Below are 608 nucleotides of genomic sequence, written 5' to 3' on the forward strand. Positions count from 1 at the left end.
GAACCAGCTTGCCCGCGGCGACAATCAATACGTTGCAGGTCTCGTCGCCTTCAATTCGATCTTCCAGATACTCTTCTTCAGCATATACGCCTGGTTCTTCCTCACTTTTCTGCCGCCGCTTTTCGGCCTGGAAGGAAGCGTGATCGACGTGTCCTTCTGGACGATCGCCGAAGCAGTGCTGATCTATCTCGGGATACCGTTCCTCGCCGGTTACCTGTCGCGCCGCATTCTTACGAAGGCAAAGGGCAAGGACTGGTACGAGAACGCCTTCCTTCCGAAGATCAGCCCAATCACCCTTGCGGCGCTGCTGTTCACCATCGTCGCGATGTTCAGTCTGAAGGGTGGCGATGTCGTAAGGCTGCCGTTCGATGTCGTCCTGATCGCAATCCCCCTGACGATCTACTTCGTCATTATGTTCACCGTCAGCTTCTTCATGGCGAAACTGATCGACACCGACTATCCGCGCACCACCGCCGTGGCATTCACGGCAGCGGGCAACAATTTTGAACTGGCGATCGCGGTTGCCATTGCCGCCTTCGGTCTTGCATCGCCAGTGGCCTTCGCCGCGGTCATCGGACCGCTCGTGGAGGTGCCCGTGCTGATACTGC

At 57.4% G+C, this 608-nt stretch carries 1 pseudogene; it reads left to right on the forward strand.

The window, feature by feature from the left end:
- Positions 1-608: pseudogene (locus ACFHWW_RS34090) on the forward strand (arsenic resistance protein); the annotation flags it as partial.

This window comes from Sinorhizobium sp. P24N7 (assembly GCF_042436655.1).
GTDB lineage: Bacteria > Pseudomonadota > Alphaproteobacteria > Rhizobiales > Rhizobiaceae > Sinorhizobium > Sinorhizobium meliloti_A.